The organism is Rehaibacterium terrae (assembly GCF_014202935.1).
GTDB lineage: Bacteria > Pseudomonadota > Gammaproteobacteria > Xanthomonadales > Xanthomonadaceae > Rehaibacterium > Rehaibacterium terrae.
On sequence record NZ_JACHHX010000012.1, the window covers coordinates 36,648 to 59,683 of the forward strand.

Here is a 23,036-nt window from a genome sequence, read left to right on the forward strand (position 1 = left end):
GGCAATGCCACGCCCCACCGGCAAGCATGCGGCGTTCACCCGCAGGCGCCTACAATCGGGGCAGATCGTCACGGAGGCCCGCATGGCGCGCATCGCCCGCCTGCCGAGCGTCCTGCTCGTCGCGTTGTTGCCGGTCACGGCCATTGCTGCGCCGCAGGACTACGAGCTCGATCCGGTGCACACCCGGGTCGTGTTCTTCATCGACCACGCCGGCCTGTCGCAGGCCATCGGCACCTTCTCCGGCATCACCGGCCGGCTGCGTTTCGATCCGGAGGACTGGCGCACGGCGCGGGTCGAGGCGCGTATCCCGGTCGCGCGGCTTGACATGGGCGACGCCGACTGGAACCGGCAGATGCTGGGCCGCCAGTTCTTCGACGCCGCGCGCCATCCCGAGGCGCGCTTCGTGTCGACCTCGGTCGAGCCGCTCGGCGACAACCGCGCCCGCGTCACCGGCCAATTGCGCGTGCGCGACGTCAGCCGGCAGATCACGCTCGACGTCACCCTCAACGCGCTCAAGCGCAACCCGATGACCCATCGCCCCAGCGCGGGCTTTTCGGCCAGCGGCTCGCTGCTGCGCCAAGAGCTCGGACTGCTCGCTTTTCCCACCGTGATCGGCAACCGTGTCGACCTGCGCATCGAGGCCGAGGCGATCCGCGTCCGCGATGCCGGCTTCGACGACACCGACGACCAGGAGACGGACCGATGAGCCTGCACCAACGCCTGGGCCGCTGGAGCGGCCCGAGCATCGCCCTGCACTGGCTGACCGCGCTGCTGGTGCTGGGCCTGCTCGGCGTCGGCCTGTTCATGACCGAACTGCCGAACAACCCGACCAAGGTGAAGATCTACGCCCTGCACAAGTCGCTCGGGCTGACCGTGCTCGCCCTGGTCGCGCTGCGGCTGCTGTGGCGGCTGTATGCCGGCGCGCCGGCGCCGCTGCCCGGCACGCCACGCTGGCAGCACCTGACCGCCACCCTCGTGCACTGGACGATGTATGCGCTGCTGATCGCCGTCCCGCTGGCCGGCTGGGCCTACAACTCGGCCTCCAACTTCCCGCTGCAGTGGTTCGGCCAGTTCAACCTGCCCAGGCTGGTGGCCCCCGACCCGGAGATGCGTGCGTTCTGGCGCGCGCTGCACGGCTGGCTCGCCCTCACCCTGGCGCTGCTGGCGCTGGGCCACGCCGCCGCCGCGCTCAAACATCACTACCTCGACCGCGACGACACCCTGCGTCGCATGCTGCCGCGCTTCGGCCGCCGCACTGCCGGCGGCGGCGCCAACGACAAGGACAAAGGCACCGCATGATCCGCACGCTCGCTCTCGCCCTGCTGCTCGCTTGCTCCGCACACGCCGCCGACTGGCGGATGGACCCGGCCGCCTCCACACTCGGCTTCATCGGCATGACCCAAGGCGAGCGTTTCGAGGGCCGCTTCGGCGAATTCCAGGCGGCGATCCGCTTCGATCCCGACGACCTCGACCACGCCCGCTTCGACGTGACCATTGCCCTCGCCAGCGCCGACACCGCCAACGCCGAGCGCGACGAAGCGCTCCTCGGCAGCGACTTCTTCCACGTCCGCCGCCATCCGCAGGCGCACTACCGCGCCGAACGCTTCCGTGCCCTCGGCGACGGCCGCTACGCCGCCGACGGCGAACTGAGCCTGCGCGGCATCACCCGCCCGGTCACGCTGGAGTTCCGCTGGACCGCCGGCGAGCCGGCCATCCTCGAAGGCGAGGCAACACTGCGGCGCCTGGACTTCGACATCGGTGGCGGCGACTGGGCCGACCTGGACATGATCGCCAACGAGGTGCAGGTGCGGACGCGGCTCGCGTTGCACCGTGCGGAGTGAGCGCCCGCCATGTTCGGCGACGTCCGGGCGTACCGCGTTGCGCCGCCCACCGCGGCGCCTTCCTCGCCGCCAGCGGCCCCGACGGCGACTGGGTGAGGCCGTTCGCCCGCAAAACGCTCACGGCGGAAGAGCGCCACCTTAGCGATTTCGAGCGGCCGGAGCGGGCGTGAGCCACCCCGCCGTGGCCAGTGCCCGGCACCCGGCTGTTGCGGGAACGACGCAGCCGTCTGCCGAAGGCCAACGGCTTCAGCCGCGGCACGGCGAGGCGAGGAAAGCCGCGACGGCGGCAGCATCGAACGGCCAGCCCAGCTCGGTGCCGCTGTCCTCGTCACGCAGCACCGGCACCCGCACGCCGTAGCGCGCCTCCAGTGCCGCATCGCCGTCGATCCATACGCTCTCGTACTCGGGCACCCGCGCGGCCGCCATCACCTCCATGGCCTGGTCGCACAGGTGGCAGTCGTCGCGGGTGTAGAGCGTCAGGCGCATCGTCGGAAGCTGGGCGCAAACAGCGGGAGGCATAGAATAGGCGGCATTCCACCGGATTCCCCAGCATGGCCGTCAGCCTCTTCGACCTGTTCAAGATCGGTATCGGACCTTCCTCCTCGCACACGGTCGGACCGATGCGCGCCGCCGCTCGCTTCATCACCCGCTGGCTGGACGAAAAAGGCGACCTGGAACGCACCGCCCGCGTGCGCGCCGAAGTGTTCGGCTCGCTGGCGCTCACCGGCCGCGGCCACGGCACCGACAAGGCCGTGCTGATGGGGCTGGAGGGCCACTGGCCGGATGCCATCGACCCGGACATCATCCCGTCCGCGCTCGAGCGCATCCGCAGCAGCAAGCGCATCCGCCTGCTCGGCCGCCACGAGATCGGCTTCGACGAGAAGCACGACCTCATCATGAACAAGCGCCAGAAGCTGCCGTACCACACCAACGGCATGCGCTTCACCGCCTACGACGGCGACGGCGCCGTGATCGCCACCCGCGACTACTACTCGGTCGGCGGCGGCTTCGTGGTCAACCAGGACGAGGCCGCCGAAGACCGCATCGTCGCCGACACCACCGAACTGCCGCATCCGTTCCACAGCGGCGACGAGCTGCTCGCGCGCTGCGAACAGACCGGCCTGTCGATCGCGCAGATCATGTTCGAGAACGAGCAGGCCTGGCGCGACGCCGATGCCATCCGCAACGGCCTGCGCCAGCTCTGGCAGGCCATGCAGGACTGCGTGGCGCGCGGCATCCGCGAGGAGGGCACCCTGCCCGGCGGCCTGCACGTCAAGCGTCGCGCGCCGCTGCTGTACCGCGAGCTGGCGGCCAAGCCCGAATCGGCGATGCGCGACCCGCTCACCGTGCTCGACTGGGTCAACCTCTACGCGCTGGCAGTGAACGAGGAGAACGCCGCCGGCGGCCGCGTCGTCACCGCGCCCACCAACGGCGCGGCCGGCATCATCCCGGCGGTGCTGCACTACTACGACCGCTTCTGTCCCAAGTCCGACGAGCAGGGCGTGTTCGACTTCCTGCTCACCGCCGCAGCGATCGGCATCCTCTACAAGGAAAACGCCTCGATTTCCGGCGCCGAGGTCGGCTGCCAGGGCGAGGTCGGGGTGGCCTGCTCGATGGCCGCCGCCGGCCTCACCGCCGCGCTCGGCGGCACGCCGGGCCAGATCGAGAACGCGGCCGAGATCGGCATGGAGCACAACCTCGGCCTCACCTGCGACCCGATCGGCGGCCTGGTGCAGATTCCCTGCATCGAGCGCAACGCGATGGGCGCGGTCAAGGCCATCAACGCCAGCCGCATGGCCCTGCGCGGCGACGGCAAGCACAAGGTCAGCCTCGACAAGGTCATCAAGACCATGCGCGACACCGGCCGCGACATGCAGGACAAATACAAGGAAACCTCGCGTGGCGGGCTGGCGGTGAACGTCATCGAGTGCTGACCAAGCCCGCGCAGCCCCCGGCCCGTGCCTGTGCCACGGGGACCGGCATCTGCTAGCCTGCGTCTCTTGTCGCCCCGGCCTGCTCCCAATGCCGCTGACCAGACGCCTGTCGCTGCTTCTCCTGGTTCTGCTGCTCCTGCTCGTCGCCTGCGCCGGTCCCGGCCCGCGGCCGCCACTGCTCGAAGCCGATGCCCACCGGGAGCGGCCGAGCAGCATCGATCGAAGCTTCGCGACCGTCGCCGAGGCCTTCATCGCCCCCGGCATTCCCGAGGACACGCTGGACTCGCCGGCCGCCTGGCTGGCCGAGGACGGCCGGCTCTGGCTGCTGGTCACCGCCAAGACCACCCACCGGCTGCGCATCTACGACGGCGAGCGCGGCGAGAACCTGCGCACCTTCGGCCGGCGCGGCCCCAACCCCGGCGAGTTCGACCGCCCCAACGGCATCGCCGTGTTCGCCGACCTGCTGTTCGTGGCCGAGCGCGACAACCGCCGCGTGCAGGTGCTGCGCCTTCCCGAGCTGCGACCGCTGGCGACCTTCGGCGAAAGCGAACTGCGCAGCCCCTACGGCCTGTGGCTGCACGAGTTGGCTCCGGGGGAGCTGGAAGTGATCGTGACCGACTCCTACATGGAAGGCGCCGATCACGACACCGTCCCGCCGCTGGACCGGCTCGACGGCCGTCTGCGCCGCTACCGTGTGCTGTACGAGGACGACGCGGTGAGCGCGCGTCACGTCGAGGACTTCGGCGACACCAGCACGGCCGGCGCGATCCGGGTCGCCGAATCGGTTTTCGGCGATCCGCACCATGACCGCCTGCTGGTGGCCGAGGAGCACCTTCCCACCGGCACCGCGCTGCGGGTGTACGAACTGGCCAGCGGCCGCTTCAGCGGCCTGACCCTCGGCCGGGGGCTGTTCGGCGCCCAGGCCGAAGGCATCGCCCTGTGGGCCTGTCCGGACGGCAGCGGCTACTGGCTGGCCACCGACCAGTACCCCGACCGCTCGCTGTTCCATGTCTTCGACCGCGAGAGCCTGACGCACCTGGGCACCTTCGCCGGCGAGACGGTCGCCAATACCGACGGCATCTGGCTGCACGCGGCCGGCTCGCGGCGCTTCCCGGCCGGCGTGTTCTTCGCTGTGCACAACGACGAAGCGGTGGCGGCCTTCGACTGGCGCGACATCGCCGCCGCGCTCGGCCTGCGCGTTCACTGCGAAGACTGATCCGCGTCCGTACACTGGGCCGCATGTACCGCACCCTGGCCGTCACGCTGTGCCTGCTGGCCGCCGCCCCGCTGGCGGCGCAAAAGGTCTACCGCTGGGTGGACGAACGCGGCGTGGTCCACTACACCGACCGCGCACCGCCCGGCCGCGAAGCCGGCCGGGTCGAGGTGCGTCGCCTGCCCGGCGAGCCAGGCACCCTCGCCCGGCTGCGCATCGAACGCACCGACGCCGGCTACATCGCCCTCGCCCGCAATCCGCTGGCGGGGCCGGTCGAGGTGCGGCTGGAATTCAGCGACCGCCAGAACGTCGCCAGCGAGCCCGCGCTGCCATTGACCCGCGTGCTGCCGGCGGCGGCGGAAAGCCGGCTGGCGACCCTGCAGCTGGCCGACCCGGGCCGACCGGGCGGTTTCAGCCTCAAGCTGGCGGCGGTGCCGGGCGATCCGTCGGCCCAGCCGCAGGACGTGGACTACCTGCTGCCGGTGGGCGGCATGTCCTGGCGCATCGACCAGGGTTTCGGCGGCGCTTTCAGCCACGACGACGACCAGAACCGCCACGCGGTGGACTTCGCCGTACCCGAGGGCACGCCGGTGCTGGCGGCGCGCGAGGGCGTGGTGATGCAGGTGGAGTCCGACTTCCACAAGGCCGGCATGGACCGGGAGAAGTTCGCCAGCCGCGCCAACCACATCCGCATCCTGCACCCGGACGGAACGATGGCCGTGTACGCCCATCTCGCGCCCGACGGCGTGCTGGTGCGCGAGGGCCAGCGCGTGCGCGCCGGCCAGCACATCGGCCACTCCGGCAACACCGGCTTTTCCAGCGGCCCGCACCTGCACTTCGTGGTGCAGGTCAACCGCGGAATGAAGCTGGAATCGATCCCGTTCCGCCTCGCCGGCCCACAGGGCACCATCGCCATCCCGGGCCAGTGACTGCCTGGCGAGGCACGGCCAAGTCGCCGCCACTGCTATACTTTCCGCCCTCTCCGCCACCCGCCCCCCGCCACGGCCCGCGCCGCGGCGCGCCCGAGTTCATGTCCGAGCAACGCACCGAAACCCTGCGCCGGCGCACCTTCGCGATCATCTCGCACCCCGACGCCGGCAAGACCACGCTGACCGAAAAGCTGCTGCTGTTCGGCGGCGCCATCCAGATGGCCGGCTCGGTCAAGGGCCGCAAGGCCGCGCGCCACGCCACCTCCGACTGGATGGCGCTGGAAAAGGAACGCGGCATCTCGGTGACCAGCTCGGTGATGCAGTTCCCCTACGCGGGCCGCATCGTCAACCTGCTCGACACCCCGGGCCACGCCGACTTCGGCGAGGACACCTACCGCGTGCTCACCGCGGTGGACTCGGCGCTGATGGTCATCGACGTGGCCAAGGGCGTGGAGGAGCGCACCATCAAGCTGATGGAGGTGTGCCGCCTGCGCGACACGCCGATCATGAGCTTCATCAACAAGCTCGACCGCGAGGGCAAGGAGCCGATCGAGCTGCTCGACGAGATCGAGTCGGTGCTGAAGATCCAGTGCGCGCCGATCACCTGGCCGATCGGCATGGGCAAGCGGCTCAAGGGCGTGGTGCATCTGCTAACCGGCGAAGTGCACCTGTACGAGTCGGGCCGCAACTTCACCCGCCAGGACAGCACCATCTTCGCCTCGCTCGACGACCCGGCGCTGGAGGCGAGCATCGGCGCCGGCATGCTGCGCGAGCTGCGCGAGGAGCTGGAGCTGGTCGAGGGCGCCTCGCACCCGTTCGACAAGGCCGCCTACCTGGCCGGCAGGCAGACCCCGGTGTTCTTCGGTTCGGCGGTGAACAACTTCGGCGTGCAGTTGTTGCTCGACTTCTTCGTCGAGCACGCGCCCTCGCCCAAACCACGCGCCACCACCACCCGCGAGGTGCAGCCGACCGAGGAGAAACTCACCGGCTTCGTGTTCAAGATCCAGGCCAACATGGACCCGCAGCACCGCGATCGCGTCGCCTTCATGCGCGTGTGCTCGGGCTGTTTCAGCGCCGGCATGAAGGCCTTCCACGTGCGCAGCGGCAAGGAAGTCAAGCTCGCCAATGCGCTCACCTTCATGGCCTCAGACCGCGAGATTGCCGCCGAGGCCTGGCCGGGCGACGTGATCGGCATCCACAACCACGGCACGATCTCGATCGGCGACACCTTCACCGAGGGCGAGAACCTGAGCTTCACCGGGATCCCCAACTTCGCCCCGGAACTGTTCCGCCGTGCCCGCCTGCGCGACCCGCTTAAGATGAAACAGCTGCAGAAGGGCCTGGCGCAGCTCAGCGAGGAGGGCGCCACCCAGTTCTTCCGTCCGCTGATGAGCAACGACCTGATCCTGGGCGCGGTCGGCAGCCTGCAGTTCGACGTGGTCGCCTACCGGCTCAAGGACGAGTACGGCGTGGATGCAGGCTTCGAGCAGGTCGGCATCAACACCGCGCGCTGGATCCGCTGCGACAACCCGAAGAAGCTGGAGGAGTTCCGCGAGAAGAACGCGATGAACCTCGCCCTCGACGCCGCCGGCGAGCTGGTCTACCTCGCGCCCACCCGGGTCAACCTGCAACTCACCCAGGAACGCTGGCCCGAGGTGACCTTCGCCGCCACCCGCGAACACGCGCACGCCATCGCCGTGGACTGACGCCCACGGCGATCGAGCAATGGCTCGAAACCGCGTCGGGAAGCTGGCGTAAGCTCTCCGCCATCACGCCATGGACCATGCTCCGATGACCACCACCGACTCGCTGCGCGAAGAGTTGCTCAACGCCCTGACCCACGGCCTGGGGGCGGTGGCCGCGCTGGCCGGCGGCGCGGTGCTGATCACGCTGGCGGCCATCTTCGGCGACGGCTGGCAACTGGCCGGCGCGATCGTGTTCGGCGCCAGCCTGCTGCTGCTCTATCTCGCCTCCACGCTCTATCACGCCATCCCGCACCCGGCGGCGAAATCGCGGCTGAAGGTGTTCGACCACTGCGCGATCTACCTGCTGATCGCCGGCACCTACACGCCGTTCGCGCTGGTCGGCCTGCGCGGGCCGTGGGGCTGGAGCCTGCTGGCGACGGTCTGGACGCTGGCGCTGGCCGGCTGCGTGTTCAAGCTGTTCTTCACCGGCCGGTTCAAGCGACTCTCGACACTGATCTACGTGGCGATGGGCTGGCTGGCGCTGGTTGCCATCGAGCCGATGCTGCGCCTGCTGCCGGGCTGGACGCTGGCCTGGCTGTTCGCCGGCGGCATCGCCTACACGGTGGGCACGCTGTTCTACCTCAGCCGCCGCCTCCCCTATGCGCACGCCATCTGGCACGGCTTCGTCATCGCCGGCAGTGTGTGCCACTTCGTGGCGGTGTATTCGCAGGTGGCCGGGCCTGCGCTCGACTGACTGGCACCGAAACCGGAAACCGGAAACCGGAAACCGGAAACCGGAAACCGGAAACCGGAAACCGGAAACCGGAAAAGCATCCAGCATTTCTCATCCCGGCGAAAGCCGGGGACCGCGGATCGTGACCGCTGCCGCGTCGCGGTCGCGGCCATGGCCGCGACCGTCGGCCCGGGCAACTCGCCGTCGCGACCGCGGCGCCCCTGCGCCGGCGCGCATCAACTCGCGATGTAGCGGTGCAGGTGCTGGATCTCTTCCTGCTGGTCCTCGATCACCGCCTTGACCAGATCGCCGATCGAGACAACACCAACCACGCGCCCGTCCTCGACCACCGGCAGGTGGCGGATGCGCTCGTGGGTGACCAGCTGCATGCAGGCGTCGGAGCTGTGGTCCGGCGTCACGGTGACCACCGGCGCGCTCATCACCTCGCGCACCGTCGTGCTCGACGAAGACCGCCCCTGCAGAATCACCTTGCGGGCGTAATCGCGCTCGGAGAGGATGCCGACCAGCCGCCCGCCCTCCATCACCAGCACCGCGCCGATGCCGTGCTCGGCCATCAGCCGGATCGCATCGAGGACGGCCGCCTCGGGGGCGATCGCGATCAGACGCCGCTCCTTCTCTTCCAGCAGCTGACGGACGGTACGCATGGCAACCCCCTCTGGCTACGGTGACGGGACGATCATAGTCCGGTCGCCGCGACAGCGGGTAATCGGCGCCGGCCCAAGGCACGGCGCGAGCGGCGACCAGCCACCCCGCGGGGAGGCCCGGTCGCGGCTCACGTCCTCCACGGCATCTGACAAGCCAATTCAGTCGGTACGCGCCGGACGCCACTCGTCGACCAGGTACAACGGCCGCTGCTTGGCTTCGTCGTACAGCCGGCCCAGGTACTCGCCGAGGATGCCGAGCGCCATCAGCTGGATGCCGCCGAGGAACAGGATCACCACCATCAGCGAGGGATAGCCCGCCACCGGGTCGCCCCACAGCAGCGTCTTGAGCACGATCCAGACGCCGAACGCGAAGGCCAGCAGCGAGGTCAGCAGGCCGACGTAGGTGGCGACCCGCAGCGGCACGGTGGAGAAACTGGTGATGCCCTCCAGCGCGAAATTCCACAGCCGCCAGTAGCTGAACTTGCTGCGCCCGGCCAGCCGCGCCTGACGGTGGTAGGGGATCGCACACTGGCGGAAACCGACCCAGGCGAACAGTCCCTTCATGAAGCGGTGCCGCTCGCGCAATTTCCCGAGCGCATCCAGCGCGCGCCGCGACAGCAGCCGGAAGTCGCCGGTATCGCGCGGCACCGGCGTGGACGACAGCCGTGCCATCACCCGGTAGAACGCCGCCGCGGTGAGCTTCTTCAGCCAGCTCTCGCCATCGCGTGCCAGGCGGGTGCCATAGACCACATCGAAGCCTTCGCGCCATTTGGCGACGAACGCGGGGATCAGCTCCGGCGGATCCTGGCCATCGGCATCGAGCACCACCACGGCGTCGGCGTCGGCATGATCGAGGCCGGCGGTCAGGGCCAGTTCCTTGCCGAAGTTGCGGCTCAGGCGGATCGCCGACACCCGCGGATCGGCCTCGGCCAGCGCCGTCATCACCTGCCAGGTGTCGTCGCGGCTGCCGTCGTCCACGTACAGGACACGGCCGTCGAGGTCGAGCGTGTCGAGTACGGCAGCGATGCGCGCTTGCAGCGCGGGCAGGGCCTGAGCCTCGTTGAAGGCGGGAACGACGATGCACAGACGTTGACGTGGCGACATGGCGGCGACATTGAAGCGCAGCCGGCATGTTAGCCGGGCATCCGGCGCTTGACATTCTTCCATTTTTCTAGAATTATTTCGACATGGACACTGCCGCCGCCCTGCTCGCCCTCCGCGCCCTCGGCCAGGAACACCGGCTGGAGGCTTTCCGCCGGCTGGTCCAGGCCGGCCAGGCCGGCCTGACCGTCGGCGAACTGCGCGAGCAGCTGGACATCCCGCCTGCCACCCTGAGCGCGCACCTCAACACCCTGCGCGCGGCCGGGCTGGTCCGGGATCGCCGCGAAGGACGCACCATCCACGTCTCGGCGGACTACGCCCGGATGAATGCGCTGCTCGGCTACCTGACCGAGAACTGCTGCGCCGGCGATGCCTGCGCCCCGGCGCCGTCCCGCCACGCCACCAAGTGATCCGAGTGATCGAGGAAACCGCCATGACCTGCCTGCATGTGGACCTGCACGTCACCGACCTGGAAGCGGGCATCCGTTTCTACACCCGGACGCTCGGCAGCGAGCCCTGCTGCCGCGACGACCGGCGTGCGCAGTGGCAACGCTGCAACCCCTGCGTCGGCCTGACGATCGCCACCGACATGCCGCCACGGCTGGGCGCGCTGTGAACCACCCGCTGCGCAAGCGCGTCCTTTTCGTCTGCGTGGAGAATTCCAACCGCAGCCAGATGGCCGAAGCCTTCGCCCGCCTGCACGGCGGCGACCGCATCGAAGCCCACAGCGCCGGCTCGCACCCGTCGGGGCGGATCAACCCCAAGGCGGTGCGCTTCATGGCCGAACTAGGCTACGACCTCAGCACGCACCGCTCCAAGTCGCTCGACGACATCGCCGGCATCGCGTTCGACGCCGTCGTCACCATGGGCTGCGGCGACCACTGCCCGTGGGTGCCGGCCAAGCGCCGCGAGGACTGGGCGCTGCCCGATCCGCGCGACATGGACGACGACGGCTACCGCGCCGTGCGCGACGAGATTTCCGCGCGGGTGAAGGCGCTGCTCGACACGCTCGCGGCCAATGAAGCCTGACGCTTCGCCAGCGCGAGCGGCCATCGCCGCTCCCGCAACGCCCCGCTTCTCTCCGAAATGGCAAATCCGAACCACGCCATGACCCAAGACCGCCCTGCCGGCCGCCTGGCCTTTCTCGACCGCTGGCTGACGCTGTGGATCTTCGCCGCGATGGCGCTGGGCGTACTGCTCGGCGAGCTGTTCCCCGGCCTGCCGGCGCGGCTCGACGCCCTGAGCGTCGGCGGCACCAACCTGCCGATCGCGCTCGGCCTGATCCTGATGATGTATCCGCCGCTGGCGCGGGTGCGTTACGAATCGCTGCCGACGGTATTCCGCGACCGCCGCGTGCTGGCGCTGTCGCTGCTGCAGAACTGGGTGATCGGCCCGACACTGATGTTCGCGCTGGCGGTGATCTTCCTGCGCGACCAGCCCGAGTACATGGCCGGCCTGATCCTGATTGGCCTGGCGCGCTGCATCGCGATGGTGGTCGTCTGGAACCAGCTCGCCCGCGGCGACAACGAATACGTGGCCGGCCTGGTGGCGTTCAACAGCGTATTCCAGGTGCTGTTCTTCAGCGTTTACGCCTGGTTCTTCATGAGCCTGCTGCCTTCGGCGCTGGGGCTGCCTGGCTTCGATGTGGACGTGTCGTTCTGGACCATCGCGCAGGCGGTGCTGGTGTACCTGGGCATCCCGTTCGCCGCCGGCTTCCTGACCCGCCGCTGGCTGCGCCGCGCCAAGGGCGCGGCCTGGTACGACGGCGTGTTCGTGCCGCGCACCGCGCCGATCACCCTGTTCGCGCTGCTGTTCACCATCACGGCGATGTTCACCTTCAAGGGTGGCGCGGTGCTGGCGCTGCCGCTGGACGCGTTGCGCATCGCGCTGCCGCTGGCGCTGTACTTCGTGATCATGTTTTTCGTCAGCTTCTGGCTGTCGCGCCGGACCGGCACCGACTACGGCCGCGCCACCGCGCTGTCGTTCACCGCCGCCAGCAACAACTTCGAGCTCGCCATCGCCGTCGCCATCACCGCCTTCGGGCTGGCCTCGCCGATCGCCTTCGCCACCGTGATCGGGCCGCTGGTGGAGGTGCCGGTGCTGATCGGGCTGGTCGGCGTGGCGCTGTGGTTCAAGCGCCGCTAGTGGCCGGACGCGCCGCATGCGCCGGCGCCGGCCTGCCCCGCTCCCGCCCGCGACTGATCAGCCGCAGCATTCGCGCAGGTAGTCCGGCCCGCCGAGCTGGCGCACCTGTTGCTCGATCCATCGCTGCCGCTGCAGCACATACGGACCCGGCGCCTCGGCCCGGTAGCGGCGCGGGCTGGGCAACACCGCCGCCAGCCGCGCGCTCTCGGTGGGCGTCAGGGCGCTGGCGGGCTTGCCGAAGAAACGTTGCGCAGCGGCTTCGGCGCCATAGATGCCATCGCCGAACTCGGCCAGGTTGGCATAGACCTCCAGAATGCGCCGCTTCGGCCACAGCGCCTCGATCAGGACCGTGTACCAGGCCTCCAGGCCCTTTCGGAGCCAGCTGCGCCCGGACCACAGGTACAGGTTCCTGGCCACCTGCTGGCTGATCGTGCTGGCGCCGCGCAGGCGGCCATCGCCCTGATAGCGCGCCAACGCCGCATCGATGGCATCGAAGTCGAAACCGCGATGGGTCGGGAATTTCTGGTCTTCGGCGGCGACCAGCGCGATCGGCAAATGCGGCGACAACGCGCCCCAGTCGCGCCAGTGGTAGTCGATCCGCAGTGTCTCGCCGGCCGACCAGGCCTCGACGCGCCGGGCCAGCATGAAGCCACTGGTCCATGGATCGACGAAACGCACCGTCGCCACCTGCAGGAGCGTCACCAGTACGAAGCCCGCAGGCAGCCACAGCAGGCGCCGCAGCCGGCGCCACGGCGACGGTCGGCGGCGGAAGATCGCCTGCCGCCTCACCCGCGGGGTGCCTCGCCTGGCGCGACGGCGTCCACCTTGAGTCCGGCTCGGGCTGCCCGCATAGTTGAGTCCCTCCGACGTGACCTCCTCCCGATTATGACCCGATCCCCGGCCGCGCCGCGGCCGGGGACGCGCGCATTGCCATGACCGGACGCAACGACCGCGATGCCCTGACCCGTTTCCTGCTCGAGCGCTCCGGCGTGCGCGGCGTGATCGTCCGCCTGAGCGACACCTGGGCCAGCATCCGCGACCGTGCCGACTACCCGCCCGAGATCGCCGCCCGCCTCGGCGAGACCTGCGCCGCGGCCGGCCTGCTCACCGGCCACGTCAAGGTCGACGGCCGTCTGAGCGTACAGCTGCGCGGCACCGGCGCGCTCAACACGCTGTTCGCCGAGTGCACCCGCACCGGCCAACTGCGCGGCCTGGCACGCTTCAACGCGCCGACCCCCAGCCCGCTGACGCCGCGCCATTTCGGGCCCGGCTCGCTGCTGGCCATCACCATCGAGAACCACCCAGCCGGCAGCCATGAACCGGTCCGCTACCAGGGCCTGGTCGGACTCGACGCCGACACCCTGGCCGAGGCCTTCGAAGGCTATTTCGCCCAGTCCGAGCAGCTGCCGACCCGCCTGGCGCTGGCCGTCCACGGCGATGTCGCTGCCGGCATGATGCTGCAGCTGCTGCCCGAGACGCAGGGCGATGCGGACGGCTGGGACCGTGCCTGCGCCCTGTTCGACACCCTGACCCCCGCGGAGCTGTGCGCCCTGCCGGTCGAGACCCTGCTCTGGCAGCTGTTCCACGAAGAGGGCGTGCGCCTGCTGGGCGCCTCGCCGCTGGACTTCGGCTGCTCCTGCTCGCGCGAGCGGGTGGCCGCGATGCTGCGCAGCCTGGGCCACGACGAGGCGATGGCCACCGCCGCCGGCGGCATGGCCGAGATCACCTGCGAGTTCTGCAACCGGCGCTACGACTTCGACCGGGTCGACATCGAGCAGCTGTTCACCCCGCCGACCGGCCGCGCGCCGGACCGGCTGCAATGAGCCGAAAAGCGACGGACGTGGTCACATTTCGGCCCACCGGTGTTTGTTAGCGTTTCGTAAGCGGCGTAGAATCCAGCCACGCCCCGGCGGGAACTCGACTTCCGCGACCGGGTCCATGTCCCCGTGAACCGAGCCCTCTCCGTGCGCCTTGCCCTGACCGCCAGCCTGTTGCTCGCCCTCGCGGCGCTGCCGGCGCGTGCGCAGGCGCCCGACGGGCCGATCATCCAGGCCGCCCCGGCCAGCAGCGCCGAGTCGACCACGGTCCTGCCGGTCTGGAACCGCGAAAGCGGACGGATCGAGGCGCTGCTGCTGCTCGACGCCTCGCCGCGCAGCCCGCTGGAGCGCGTCATCGGCAGCGGCGACCCCCTGCCCGACCTCGGCTTCGGCGCCCGCGTCCGCCTGGGCGAGGGCCAGCTGCAATCCACACTCAAGCTCGAGGCCAACAGCGGCCTGGCCCTACTGTGCGACCCGCACGGTGGCCTGATGAACACCCTCGGCGCGCTGGCCCAGCACTGCCTGCTCGGTTCGCTGGACGCGGTCGCCGACCCGCTCGGCCCCTACCGCGCCGGCGTGCGCAGCGAAACCCGCTACGACCTGCCGGGCGGCCGCTTCGAGTTCTCGCTCGGCTTCGGCCGCTACGACCTGCCGAGCGTGCAGCCGCTCGCGCAACCGCTCCCGCAATACGCGCCGGTGCAGGCCTGGCAGCAGCAACTGCCGGGGCTGTCGCTGCTCGGCAGCCGGATCGAACGCAACGATCTCGGCCTCGGCGCGCAGTTCGACATCGGCGACAACGGCTGGATCGCGATCGGCGGCACCGTTGCCCGCGCCCGCCTGATCCCGGCCGGCGAGGCGCTCGGACTGCAGCAGTGGGACAGCGCCGAGCTCAGCCTGGGCGCCGGCTACGGTCCGTTCAGCGGCGCCATCAGCAGCCGCGTCATCGACACCGCCGGCCGCGACGGCAGCTGGGGCGGGCTGGACGTCGGCTTCACCTGGCGCACTCCGTGGCGCGCGCGCCTGACCGTCGGCGCGCAGAACCTGGTCAGCCGCGGCAAGAACCCCTGGGGGCTCTCCGACGAAGACCCCGAAACCACCGGCCGCGTGCCTTACGTCCGCTACCAGCAGGACCTGTAAGCGGAAACCGGAAAAGCATCGAATCCGCGCCGCCCCGGCGCAAGCCGGGGGCGATGTCGCGCTGGGATTGGGCGGCGATGGAAATTTGATGCCACCCTGAGCCTCGAAAGGCCGGAATCACGGGCTCTTGCCTGGCTCCCCGGTCTCCGGTCCGCGATCCCGGCTCTCCACTCCCTTCCCCTGTTCACTCAGCGTCAACGCGACCTTCTCGCGCAGGTAGGCCGGTTCGAGCCTTTCCGGCGCGACCGCCTCGCCACGACGGAAGGCGCGCGCGCCCAGCCGCGCCACGGCGGCCGCATGCGGTAGTGCCTCGGCGCGGCATTCGAGCAGGCGCGCGGCGAGGCGTTCGCGCAGCACGCCGCCCTCGGCGGCGAAGCCGGTGCCGACGCCGACCAACGGCACGGTGCCGGGCAGCGCGAGCGTGGCCGGCGCGCCGATCCGCTCCTCACCCAGGGGCGAGACCAGCCCCTCCGCGTCGCGGCCGAACAGGCCGGCGTAGACCTCGCCCATGCGCGCATCGATCGCGGCGAGGATGCTGTCATGCCCTTCGGCTTCGAGCGCCAGCGCGGCCAGTGTGGACACCGCCAGCACCGGGCGATCCAGCGCCAGCGCCAGGCCCTGCGTGATGGCGACCGCCAGCCGCACGCCGGTGAAGGCGCCCGGCCCGCGGCCGCAGGCGATGGCGTCGAGTTGCGAGCGCGCGAGGCCGGCTTCCGCCAGCAGGGCTTGTGCCCACGGCAGCACCAACTCGGTGTGCCGGCGTGGCGCGACCTCATGGCGCTCAAGCACCTCGCCGTCCACCCACAGCGCCACCGAGCAGGCCTCGGTGGCGGTTTCGATGGCGAGCAGGTTCATGCGGACTCCGATAGCACGCGATCGGCGGCGCGGGCGAAAAAGGCTTTCACGTCGTCGAGGCTGCGGGTGCGCGGCAGCGGCGGCAGGCTGTCGAGGAACACCCGGCCGTAGCGCTTGCCGAGCAGGCGCGGGTCGCAGAGCACCAGCACGCCGCGGTCGGCATGGGTACGGATCAAGCGGCCGGCGCCCTGCTTGAGGCCGATCACCGCGCTCGGCAACTGCTCGTCGCGGAAAGCGTTGCCGCCGCCACGGCGCACCGCCTCCAGCCGCGCCTCCAGCACCGGGTCGTCGGGCGCGGCGAACGGCAGCCGGTCGATGACCACCACGCTCAAGGCCTCGCCGGCCACGTCCACGCCCTCCCAGAAACTCGCCGCGCCCAGCAGCACGCCGTTGCCCGAGGCGCGGAACCGTTCCAGCAGCACGTTGCGCGGCGCGCTGCCCTGCACGAACAGCGGCCACGGGCCGTCGGCCAGCCGCTCGGCAGCCTCGCGCAAGGCGCGGTGCGAAGTGAACAGCAGGAAGGCGCGGCCGTGGGAGGCCTCCAGCACCGGCCACACCGCATCGAGCATGGCGGCGGTGTAGTCGCGCGAATTGGGCTCGGGCAGACCGCGCGGCAGGTAGCACAGCGCCTGCGTCGGCCAGTCGAACGGGCTGGGCTCGAGCAGCGTGGCGTGCTCGCCGAGGCCGAGCTTGCGGGCGATGTGGTGGAATTGCCCGCCGACCGCCAATGTCGCCGAGGTGAAGATCCACGCCGCGCCACTGCGCTCGCGGAAGGCACGCAGCGGGCCGGCGACGTCCAGCGGCGTGCGTTGCAGGGTGAAGCCGCGCTGGGTCAGCTCGTACCAGCGCACGTCGAAGTCCCTGCGCGGCGGCGCCTCCTGCTCCTCGCCCGCCGTCTCCTCGCCTGTCTCGACCAAGCGCCAGCGCGCCAGCCGCGCGCCGATGTCGGCGATGCGCTCGCGGCAGGCGGCGAAGCCGGGGCTGGCCTCGGCCAGCGTGGCGAGCGCGTCGTGCAGCGCATGCATCGCGTCGGCCAGCGCATCCAGCCCGTCTTCCAGCCCCGGCTCGGCCAGCAGTCGCCCCTGCGGGCCGCGCGGCGGCAGCGTCTGCATCGCCAGGCGCAGCTCGCGCAATTGCTGCTCCAGCGCACGCACCGGCGCCTGCACGGTGGCGAGCGCGCCGGTCACCGACCTGCATTCGGCCAGGGCGTCGCGCGCCAGGTCGTTCAACATCCGCGCGCTCACCGCCTCGCCGAAGAACTGGCTGGCCAGTTCGGGCAACTGATGCGCCTCGTCGAGCACGAAGCTCTGCGCGCCGGGCAGGATCTCGCCGAAGCCCTCCTGCTTGAGCGCCAGATCCGCCAGCAGCAGATGGTGATTCACCACCACCAGATCGGCCGCCTGCGCCTGCTGGCGCGCGCGCACCACGAAGCACTCGTCCCAGAACGGGCACTCGCTGCCCAGGCAGTTCTCGGTGTTGGAGGTGATCGCCGGCCACAGCGGCGAGTCCTCGGGCAGGTCGGCCAGTTCGGCGAGATCGCCGCGCCGGGTGCCTCGGCTCCACGCCACCACGCGCTGGAACTGCGATGCCTGTTCGCGCGAGGCGAAGCGCGCCTCGCCCTTGGCCTGCTCCATGCGGTACAGGCACAGGTAATTGGCGCGGCCCTTGAGCAGTGCGGTCTTGAGGCCGACACCGAGCGCCTCGCGCACGCGCGGCAGGTCGCGATGGTAGAGCTGGTCCTGCAAGGCCCGGGTGCCGGTGGAGACGATCACACGCTGCCCCGACAACAGCGCCGGCACCAGGTAGGCGTAAGTCTTGCCGGTGCCGGTGCCGGCCTCGGCCACCAGCGTGCCGCGGGTATCCATCGCCTCGCTGATGGCGACGGCGAGCTGCTGCTGCGCCGCACGCGGGACGTAGCCCGGCAGCCTCCCGGCCAGCGGGCCGTCGGCCGCCAGGGCGGCGGCGGTACGGGCGGTGAGGGAGGTCACGGGGGAGCCGGAGTCGGGGATTCGGGATTCGGATTCGGGATTCGAACGCGCCGGCGTGGCGGATGCGTCCGCGCCGGATGGCGGGGAGCGTAACGGGCATCGGGGTGTGGAACAAAACCGCTTTGGCGGGTCCGGCCGCGTGCCGTATGAATCCCGACCCCCGGGCCCGTCACATCCTGACCGGCGGCTCGACCGTGCACTGCGCCAGCTTCTCGCGCGCCAGCGCGGCGTGCTCGTCCTGCGCGTGCAGTTCGTAGATCACCCGCAGCGCGGTCCAGTTGCGCCGACACAGCGGGCCCAGGCGCGGACCGAGATGATACGAGCGACTGGCCAGCTCCACCGCTTCGGTCCAGGCCTGACGGTGGATCGCCAGCTCGGCGGCATGCTGCAGCAGTTCCGGATCGTCGGGCACGATCTCCAGCGCCCGGGCGAGCACGGCGGCCGCCTGCCGGTACTTGCCGGCGCGCTCCAGCCGCTCGACTTCCTCGCGCAGGTCTTCGATCTGCGGGTCACGCAGCGGTGACACCGCCAGTGCGTCGTCGGCCTCGGCGGCGGCGCGCACCTGCGCCACCAGGTCACGCACCGGCGGCGCAGGCGGCTTGGTGGCCTGCTGCGCGGGCGGCGACGACGGGGTGGTGCAGGCCGCCAGCAGCAACGCGCCGGCCAGTGGGGTCCATCGTTTCATCGGTTGCGTTCTCCAAAGCCCAGCCAGTCGCGCAGGCGATCCACGGTACAGCCGCGATGGTACGGTGGCAGGTAGCCGGCGACGAAGGCGACGCGCAGGGCGCCGGGGCAGTCGTTCTCGGTGGTGGCGAATTCTTCCCGATCCACCCAGGCCCATTCCAGCCCCTCGCCATCGACCTGCAGCGGCGCACTGGGCAGCTTGCGGAACAGCGCCGACCACACCCGCATCGCCCCGGTGGCGCCGTACAGGCCGGTGGCCTCGTTGCGGTCGTTGCCGACCCAGACCACGGCGAGGTGGCTGCCGGTGTAACCGGCGAACCAGCTGTCGCGGCTGTCGTTGCTGGTGCCGGTCTTGCCGGCCGCCTGCAGGTGGCCGAGTCCGTCGGCGAGCAGTTGCCGGCCGGTGCCGCTGGTCACCGCCTCCTGCAGGCCGAGCGCGACCAGTTGGGCAGCGATGGCGTCGCCGCGCTGGGCCGGGGCGATGTCGACGTCGTAGCGCTTCAGCGGCCGGCCTTCGGCATCGAGCACGCCGCGCACGGCGCGCAACGGCTGGATCTGCCCGCCGGAGGCGAGAAACTGGTACAGCTGCGCCACCGCCAACGGGCTGAGGTCGACGCTGCCCAGGATCAGCGAAGGATTGGGCTGCGCCTTCACGCCGCCCAGCACCTGCAACAGCTGCGCCAGACGCTCCACGCCGACATCCAGCCCGACCCGCACGGTCGCCTGGTTGTAGGACTTGGCCAGTGCCTCGCGCAGCCAGACCCGACCGTGGCTCCTGCCGTCGGAATTCTCCGGCATCCAGTGCCTGCCATTGGCCAACCGCACCTGGATCGGCGCGTCCTCGACCGGCGTGGCCAGCGAGTACCGGCCCGGCTGCGCCAGCGCCAGCATGTAGACGAAGGGCTTGAGCAGCGATCCGACCGGCCGCCGCGCCTCCAGCGCCCGGTTGAAGCCGTGCTGGTCGACCAGGCGGTTGCCGACCACCGCCATCACCTCGCCGCTGCGGGTGTCGGTGACCACCAGGCCGGCCTGCAGTTCGGGCCGGTGCTTGCTGGCGAGGCTCGCCAGCGTATCCTTGACCGCGGCTTCGGCGAAGTGCTGCGCCGAAGGCGCGAGCGTGGTGTGGATACTCAGACCGGCGCCGCGCAGCGCCTCGGCCGGGTAGTCGCGGGCCAGCTGCTCGCGCACCAGGTCCATGAAGGCCGGGTGGCGGTTGGCGGCCACGCCCGGACGCGGAGTGACCCCGAGTGGGGCGGCCTTGGCGCGCTGCTGCTCGGCGGCGTCGACCAGGCCGGTCTCGGCGAAGGCGTCGATGACCAGGTTGCGGCGGCGGATGGCGCGTTCCGGATAGCGGCGCGGGTCGTGGTAGCTCGGCCCCTGGATCAGGCCGATCAGCAGGGCGATCTCCTGCGTGCGTAGCGCGCGCACGTCGCGGCCGAACCAGAACTCGGCCGCCGCGGCGACGCCGTGGATCGCCTGCCCGCCCTGCTGCCCCAGGTACACCTGGTTGAGATAGGCCTCCAGGATGCGCCGCTTGTCGAAGCGCGCCTCGATGATCAGGGCGTGCAGCGCCTCGTTGAACTTGCGCGCGGCGGTCTGCTCGCGGCTCAGGAACAGGCTGCGCACCAGCTGCTGGGTCAGCGTGCTGCCGCCCTGGCGCACCTCACCCTCGCGCAGGTTGACCCACAGCGCGCGCGCGATGCCGATCGGATCGACGCCGCGGTGATGCTTGAAGTCGCGATCCTCGACCGCCTGCAGGCCGGTGATCAGCAGCGGCGGCAGATCCTCCAGACGCACCAGCCGGCGCTCTTCCTGCTTGCTGCCGTAAAGCGTGGCGATGCGGGCCGGGTCCAGCCGCGCCTGCGGCAGCGGCCGGTGCTGGGCGAGGTCGCGCAGCGCCGCCACCCGCCCGGTCGCCAGCACCACTTCCAGTCGGCGCCCGGGCTGCGGGCCGTCGAGGTCGGCGAAGGCGCGGGTGGCGATGATGAAGCGGCTGCCGTCGCGGACGTAGGTCCCGGGCAGCTTGCCCTCGCCGTCGGCCAGGTAGGCGGCGGCACGCAGCTCCAGTTCCAGCGCCTCCGGGCTCATCCGCAGGCCCGGGGTCAGTACCAGCGGGCGGGCGTAGACCCGGGTCGGCACCTGCCATTCGAGCTGTTCGAAGCGCTCGCGCACCTCGCGGTCGAGCACCCAGACGTAGGGCAGCAGGAAGCCGAGCGCCAGACCGACGCCGGTCAGCAGGCCGTAGACCAGCCAACGACGCCAGCGGCGGAGCGGAGCGGGGACGGCTTTGATGCGGTTGGACGCCTTGCGTGGCACGGTTGATGAGACAATCGTTGCGACGCCGCAGTCTAGCGCGCCGTCCACGGACGGTGGCTGCGTTGTTGCAATCAATCCTTAACAGTGACCCGGTCCAATGGCGGACCGGACCGAACGGCGTCCGCGTGCGGACGATGCGAATGAACCCATCCCCCGCTCCGCTGCTCTGCCTGTGGACGCGCTCGGTCGAAGCGCCTGCCTCCTCGACGCTGACCACGCTGGCCGAAACCTGGCCGGTTCCCGGCCCCAGGCTGGTCTGCGGCAGCCGCACCGCATTGCCCGGCTGGGAGGCCGCGCCCGGCGACGGCACGCCGCTGGGCGCGCTGCGCGAGGCGCGCGCGCGCTGGCCCGGCCGCGACGTGGTGCTGGTGCAGGCCGAGGCCCGCCTGCCGCACGCGGCCTTCGAGCGGCTGTTGGCGGCCGGGGCCGGTGCGCCCGGAATCGACGTGATCGCGACGGCCGGCAGCGCCCTCGACGCCCTGAACCCCTGGACCGGCCCCGCCCCCGCGCTGGCCGAGGCCGATGCCCGCTGCTGGCTGCTGGCCGAGCATCGCGTCCACCCCGGCCGGCACTGGTCGCCCGCGCTCAGCCTCTGGCGCGCCGATGCGCTGGCCCGCCTGGAACGGATCGCCGACGAGCGTCTGCCGCCGAGCCTGCGCGGCGGGCTGCTGGCCTGCCTGTACGTCGAGGCGCCTCGGCAGCCCGCTTCCGACCCTACGCCCGCCCTGCCGATCGCGGCTCTGCGCGAGCGACTGCAGGCCGCACCGCACCGGCCCGACGGCCTGCCCGGCCTGGACGGCCGCCCGGTGGTGCTGCACATCCTGCACGGCTGGGGCGGCGGCGCCTGGCGCTTCGTGCAGGACCTGCAGGCTGGCGACGACCAGCGCCACCACCTGGTCCTGATCGCCCATGGCGACTGGCAACGCCAGCGTCACGGCGAGCGACTGGCCCTGCACGCCCGCCTCGACGCCGAGCCGCTGCACGAATGGCCGCTGTCGGCGCCGATCGCCAGCACCGACCTCGAATCCGCCGAATACCGCGCCATCCTCGCCGGCATCCTGGCCGACTGGAACGTCGGTGCGGTACTGGTGTCCTCGCTGATCGGGCACAGCCTGGACGCCCTGCGCACCGGGCTGCCGACCGCCGTCTGCACCCACGACTACTACCCGCTGTGGCCGCGCCTGCATGCCCGCTTTGGCGAGCCCGACGCGCGCTTCGACGACGACGCCCTGGTGGCGGCACTCACCGAGCCGGCCGACAGCCCCTTCGCCGAACGCGATCCCGACGACTGGCGCACCCTGCGCACGGCCTACCTCGACGCCCTGGCCCGGGCCGACGCGCAGCTGGTCGCACCCACCGCTGGCGTGCGGGACAACCAGTGCCGGATGGCGCCGGCGTTGGCCGAACGCCGCTGGACGGTGATTCCGCACGGCGCCTCGGCACTGGCCGAGGTCGGCGCGCCGCACGACGATGGCGGCCGCCTGCGCGTGCTGGTGCCCGGGCGCATCCACGGCGGCAAGGGCGAGGAACTGCTGGCCGAGCTGATCGAACGGCTGCCGGACGACGTCGAGCTGCTGCTGCTCGGCGCCGGCCAGGCCGGCAAGCGCTTTCTCGGCGCGCGCAACGTGCACGTGCTGCTCGACTACCGGCGCGAGGAGCTGCCCGCGCTGGTCGCCCGCGCCCGCCCGCATCTGGCCCTGCTGCCGTCCACCGTCGCCGAGACCTGGAGCTACACGCTCTCGGAGATGTGGCAACTCGGCCTGCCGGTGCTGGCCACCGCGCTGGGCAGTTACCGCGAACGCATCCGCGACGGCGAGAATGGCCTGCTGGTGGCGCCCGAACCGGACAGCCTCTGCGCCCGCCTCGCCACCCTCGCCCACGACCTCGATGCCCGCCGCGCGCTGGCGCGGCTGTCGGCGCCGCCGCTGCCCGGTCTGGGCGCGATGGCTTCCGCCTGGCGGCAGGCGCTGCCGGCCGAACCGCCGCGGTCGCC

Annotated in this window: 21 protein-coding genes and 2 pseudogenes; 15 read left to right on the top strand and 8 right to left on the bottom strand. The window is 71.1% G+C overall.

Features of this window, described 5'->3' with window-relative positions; all coding sequences use genetic code 11:
• Window positions 1–82 precede the first annotated feature (82 nt).
• From HNQ58_RS09150 to HNQ58_RS09160, 3 genes are read left to right on the top strand one after another with little or no spacing between them, the layout of a single operon-like run.
• Window positions 83–706 carry a YceI family protein gene (locus tag HNQ58_RS09150; RefSeq protein ID WP_183948607.1) on the top strand — a complete coding sequence of 208 codons (624 nt, stop codon included), beginning with the start codon at window positions 83–85 and terminating at the stop codon, window positions 704–706.
• Window positions 703–1,299: a cytochrome b gene (locus HNQ58_RS09155; protein WP_183948608.1), complete on the top strand. Its 597-nt coding sequence runs from the start codon at window positions 703–705 to the stop codon at window positions 1,297–1,299. Before HNQ58_RS09150 ends, HNQ58_RS09155 begins: the two co-directional genes overlap by 4 nt.
• Window positions 1,296–1,841: a YceI family protein gene (locus HNQ58_RS09160; RefSeq protein ID WP_183948609.1), complete on the top strand. Its 546-nt coding sequence runs from the start codon at window positions 1,296–1,298 to the stop codon at window positions 1,839–1,841. The genes HNQ58_RS09155 and HNQ58_RS09160 overlap by 4 nt, the downstream gene beginning before the upstream one ends.
• Window positions 1,842–2,087: 246 nt before the next feature.
• Here HNQ58_RS09160 and HNQ58_RS09165 read toward each other — a convergent pair whose 3' ends face one another.
• Window positions 2,088–2,327 (bottom strand): glutaredoxin family protein, encoded by a 240-nt coding sequence (locus HNQ58_RS09165; RefSeq protein ID WP_183948610.1) that lies wholly within the window; start codon window positions 2,325–2,327, stop codon window positions 2,088–2,090.
• A gap of 65 nt (window positions 2,328–2,392) precedes the next feature.
• Between HNQ58_RS09165 and HNQ58_RS09170 the strand changes: the two genes are divergently transcribed.
• The 5 genes from HNQ58_RS09170 (at window position 2,393) to trhA (ending at window position 8,356) form a co-directional block, all read left to right on the top strand.
• Window positions 2,393–3,775 (top strand): L-serine ammonia-lyase, encoded by a 1,383-nt coding sequence (locus tag HNQ58_RS09170; RefSeq protein ID WP_183948611.1) that lies wholly within the window; start codon window positions 2,393–2,395, stop codon window positions 3,773–3,775.
• An 88-nt stretch (window positions 3,776–3,863) separates the two neighbouring features.
• The gene (locus HNQ58_RS09175) at window positions 3,864–4,991 is read left to right on the top strand and encodes a phytase (protein WP_183948612.1); all 1,128 of its coding nucleotides are present in this window, start codon (window positions 3,864–3,866) and stop codon (window positions 4,989–4,991) included.
• Window positions 4,992–5,014: 23 nt separating this feature from the next.
• The gene (locus HNQ58_RS09180) at window positions 5,015–5,917 is read left to right on the top strand and encodes a peptidoglycan DD-metalloendopeptidase family protein (RefSeq protein ID WP_183948613.1); all 903 of its coding nucleotides are present in this window, start codon (window positions 5,015–5,017) and stop codon (window positions 5,915–5,917) included.
• Between the two features lie 101 nt (window positions 5,918–6,018).
• On the top strand, window positions 6,019–7,623 hold the full coding sequence (locus HNQ58_RS09185; protein WP_183948614.1) for a peptide chain release factor 3: 1,605 nt from the start codon (window positions 6,019–6,021) through the stop codon (window positions 7,621–7,623).
• Window positions 7,624–7,708: 85 nt separating this feature from the next.
• Window positions 7,709–8,356 carry a PAQR family membrane homeostasis protein TrhA gene (gene trhA, locus HNQ58_RS09190; RefSeq protein WP_183948615.1) on the top strand — a complete coding sequence of 216 codons (648 nt, stop codon included), beginning with the start codon at window positions 7,709–7,711 and terminating at the stop codon, window positions 8,354–8,356.
• A gap of 215 nt (window positions 8,357–8,571) precedes the next feature.
• Here the strand turns inward: trhA and HNQ58_RS09195 are convergent, their stop codons facing one another.
• Complete coding sequence (locus tag HNQ58_RS09195) at window positions 8,572–9,000, bottom strand: CBS domain-containing protein (RefSeq protein ID WP_183948616.1); 429 nt, start codon at window positions 8,998–9,000, stop codon at window positions 8,572–8,574.
• A gap of 159 nt (window positions 9,001–9,159) precedes the next feature.
• A complete protein-coding gene (locus HNQ58_RS09200; protein WP_183948617.1) occupies window positions 9,160–10,104 on the bottom strand; it encodes a glycosyltransferase family 2 protein in 945 nt (314 codons plus the stop codon).
• An 83-nt stretch (window positions 10,105–10,187) separates the two neighbouring features.
• Here HNQ58_RS09200 and HNQ58_RS09205 point away from each other — a divergent pair, with 83 nt between their 5' ends.
• The 4 genes from HNQ58_RS09205 to arsB all read left to right on the top strand — a co-directional run bounded on the left by HNQ58_RS09205 (window position 10,188) and on the right by arsB (window position 12,246).
• Window positions 10,188–10,511 carry an ArsR/SmtB family transcription factor gene (locus HNQ58_RS09205; RefSeq protein WP_183948618.1) on the top strand — a complete coding sequence of 108 codons (324 nt, stop codon included), beginning with the start codon at window positions 10,188–10,190 and terminating at the stop codon, window positions 10,509–10,511.
• A 23-nt stretch (window positions 10,512–10,534) separates the two neighbouring features.
• Complete coding sequence (locus tag HNQ58_RS13425; protein ID WP_246417277.1) at window positions 10,535–10,717, top strand: VOC family protein; 183 nt, start codon at window positions 10,535–10,537, stop codon at window positions 10,715–10,717.
• Entirely contained in the window at window positions 10,714–11,130 is a 417-nt protein-coding gene (locus HNQ58_RS13430; protein WP_343057261.1) for an arsenate reductase ArsC, read from the top strand. The genes HNQ58_RS13425 and HNQ58_RS13430 overlap by 4 nt, the downstream gene beginning before the upstream one ends.
• Window positions 11,131–11,208: 78 nt before the next feature.
• The gene (arsB, locus tag HNQ58_RS09215; RefSeq protein WP_183948620.1) at window positions 11,209–12,246 is read left to right on the top strand and encodes an ACR3 family arsenite efflux transporter; all 1,038 of its coding nucleotides are present in this window, start codon (window positions 11,209–11,211) and stop codon (window positions 12,244–12,246) included.
• A gap of 57 nt (window positions 12,247–12,303) precedes the next feature.
• On the opposite strand, the gene mtgA is transcribed toward arsB, so the two are convergent.
• Window positions 12,304–13,035 (bottom strand): monofunctional biosynthetic peptidoglycan transglycosylase, encoded by a 732-nt coding sequence (gene mtgA / locus HNQ58_RS09220; protein WP_425504167.1) that lies wholly within the window; start codon window positions 13,033–13,035, stop codon window positions 12,304–12,306.
• 143 nt (window positions 13,036–13,178) lie between these two features.
• Between mtgA and hslO the strand changes: the two genes are divergently transcribed.
• Together hslO and HNQ58_RS09230 are read left to right on the top strand one after the other, a co-directional pair.
• The gene (gene hslO / locus HNQ58_RS09225) at window positions 13,179–14,069 is read left to right on the top strand and encodes an Hsp33 family molecular chaperone HslO (protein ID WP_183948621.1); all 891 of its coding nucleotides are present in this window, start codon (window positions 13,179–13,181) and stop codon (window positions 14,067–14,069) included.
• A gap of 141 nt (window positions 14,070–14,210) precedes the next feature.
• A complete protein-coding gene (locus tag HNQ58_RS09230) occupies window positions 14,211–15,200 on the top strand; it encodes an XOO1806 family protein (RefSeq protein ID WP_183948622.1) in 990 nt (329 codons plus the stop codon).
• Window positions 15,201–15,317: 117 nt separating this feature from the next.
• Here HNQ58_RS09230 and tsaB read toward each other — a convergent pair whose 3' ends face one another.
• The 4 genes and pseudogenes from tsaB to mrcB all read right to left on the bottom strand — a co-directional run.
• On the bottom strand, window positions 15,318–16,055 hold the full coding sequence (gene tsaB / locus HNQ58_RS09235; protein ID WP_183948623.1) for a tRNA (adenosine(37)-N6)-threonylcarbamoyltransferase complex dimerization subunit type 1 TsaB: 738 nt from the start codon (window positions 16,053–16,055) through the stop codon (window positions 15,318–15,320).
• A complete protein-coding gene (gene yoaA, locus HNQ58_RS09240; RefSeq protein WP_183948624.1) occupies window positions 16,052–18,043 on the bottom strand; it encodes a DNA repair helicase YoaA in 1,992 nt (663 codons plus the stop codon). Before yoaA ends, tsaB begins: the two co-directional genes overlap by 4 nt.
• Before the next feature lie 169 nt (window positions 18,044–18,212).
• Window positions 18,213–18,728 (bottom strand): tetratricopeptide repeat protein, encoded by a 516-nt coding sequence (locus tag HNQ58_RS09245; protein WP_183948625.1) that lies wholly within the window; start codon window positions 18,726–18,728, stop codon window positions 18,213–18,215.
• 59 nt (window positions 18,729–18,787) lie between these two features.
• Window positions 18,788–21,043: pseudogene (mrcB, locus tag HNQ58_RS09250) on the bottom strand (penicillin-binding protein 1B); the annotation flags it as partial.
• 1,385 nt (window positions 21,044–22,428) lie between these two features.
• Between mrcB and HNQ58_RS13675 the strand changes: the two are divergent.
• Window positions 22,429–22,935 (top strand): annotated as a pseudogene (locus tag HNQ58_RS13675) (glycosyltransferase); the annotation flags it as partial.
• Window positions 22,936–23,036 lie beyond the last annotated feature (101 nt).